We start from the raw sequence: 1,522 nt of genomic DNA on the forward strand, positions 1-1,522 counted from the left end.
ATAACATAAATATAATTATCTACAAATTTCGTTTGTATATATTTGTAGTTATTTGTATTATTTTAAATATTGGCATATTTTTTTTTATTATTTACAAAATTAATGTAGTTTTTTTTATAGTGAAAGTAAGGAATAAGTATAGTACAATTTTCTTAATAAAAGATTTCATGGGAGGTTTTATTATGAGTGGTACAGTTATTGTTATTTTTTCCTTACTATCCTTAAGTCTTGTTTATTTCTTGTTAAACGTTTGCATACAGTTTAATCGCATAAACAGTTTAAATCTATTGCTTGGTATGGATGTCACTAAGCTTTATAATATCGATGAAAATCATGAAGATGATTATTATTTTAACTACTTAATCAGAAAATCTGCTATGCAGCTATATATCTTAACAAATAAAAGGACTTAGGCTTTTACTATTAACATACATACGCACACTATTGTTTAAAATAATTTTTTACATAAAAATAGGTGATTACAAATTTATAATCACCCATTTAATATTAAATTTAATAGAAATTTTTTAGTTGCTTAAGTCTACTAGGATGTCTCAACTTCCTAATAGCCTTAGCTTCAATTTGTCTAATTCTCTCTCTTGTAACCCCAAATACTTTTCCTATTTCTTCTAGAGTCTTCGGATCATCATCGTCTAATCCAAATCTCATTCTTAATACTTTTTGTTCTTGATCATTAAGTCCTGTAAGAAGCTCATCTATCTTCTCTCGAAGATTTTTTTGTTCCACTTCATGAATAACTACATCATCTAAATTTGCATCTGATGGTATAAATTCTACTAAAGAACTATCTTCATCTTCTTTAATAGGAGTGTCTAAAGATACTACATTTTTATCTCTTTTTAGTATCTCAAGAATTTTATCAGGCTCCATATCGCATACTTCAGCTAGTTCATCTAATGACGGCTCTCTTTGTAATTCATTAGATAACTCTTGTTTTTTCCTTTTAATGAAGTTTATTCTTTGATGAAGATGAACTGGAATTCTTATGGTATTCTCGCAATCATCAATATATCTTGTGATGCTTTGTTTTATCCACCAAGTTGCATAGGTACTAAACTTAAAGCCTTTTTTGTAGTCATATTTTTCAACTGCTTTGATTAAACCTATATTTCCAGCTTGAATCAAATCTAGCATATCAACATTTTCTTTTCTGTACTTTTTTGCAATACTGACAACTAGTCTATAATTGGCATTGATAAATTTTTCTTTAGCTTCAGGTATAGAGTCATCTATCTCTTTTGCCAATTCAATTTCTTCATTCGGTGTTAGCATTTTGTATTCTTCAATCTCTTTTAAATACATTTTCATAGCATTTGATGAAGATGATGAATCTCCAAAAACATAATTCTCATAAGTATGCTCTTTTTTAGCCCCCATATAATCTAACCCCTTCTTTATACATATTGTTCATTAAAAAAATCGGTAAAAACATATTTCGTCTATATCAACTATAGTATGTTTCACTTTATGAAAAAATGCATGTTCTTTGTATATTTTATAA

2 protein-coding genes are annotated in these 1,522 nt (G+C 27.3%); one reads left to right on the forward strand and one right to left on the reverse strand.

From position 1 onward, the window contains the following. Window positions 1-182 precede the first annotated feature (182 nt). Entirely contained in the window at window positions 183-413 is a 231-nt protein-coding gene (locus tag NSA58_RS20065; protein ID WP_039681112.1) for a hypothetical protein, read from the forward strand. A 100-nt stretch (window positions 414-513) separates the two neighbouring features. On the opposite strand, the gene NSA58_RS20070 is transcribed toward NSA58_RS20065, so the two are convergent. Next, window positions 514-1,398 carry a sigma-70 family RNA polymerase sigma factor gene (locus tag NSA58_RS20070; protein WP_039681113.1) on the reverse strand — a complete coding sequence of 295 codons (885 nt, stop codon included), beginning with the start codon at window positions 1,396-1,398 and terminating at the stop codon, window positions 514-516. Window positions 1,399-1,522 lie beyond the last annotated feature (124 nt).

The sequence above is a fragment of the Terrisporobacter muris genome (assembly GCF_024621905.1).
Taxonomy (GTDB): Bacteria; Bacillota; Clostridia; order Peptostreptococcales; family Peptostreptococcaceae; genus Terrisporobacter; species Terrisporobacter muris.

What these genes read in the sequence shown, in the direction of transcription:
- NSA58_RS20065 (WP_039681112.1), top strand. Translation starts at nt 183, where the DNA reads ATGAGTGGTACAGTTATTGTTATTTTTTCCTTACTATCCTTAAGTCTT.
- NSA58_RS20070 (WP_039681113.1), bottom strand. Translation starts at nt 1,398, where the DNA reads ATGGGGGCTAAAAAAGAGCATACTTATGAGAATTATGTTTTTGGAGAT.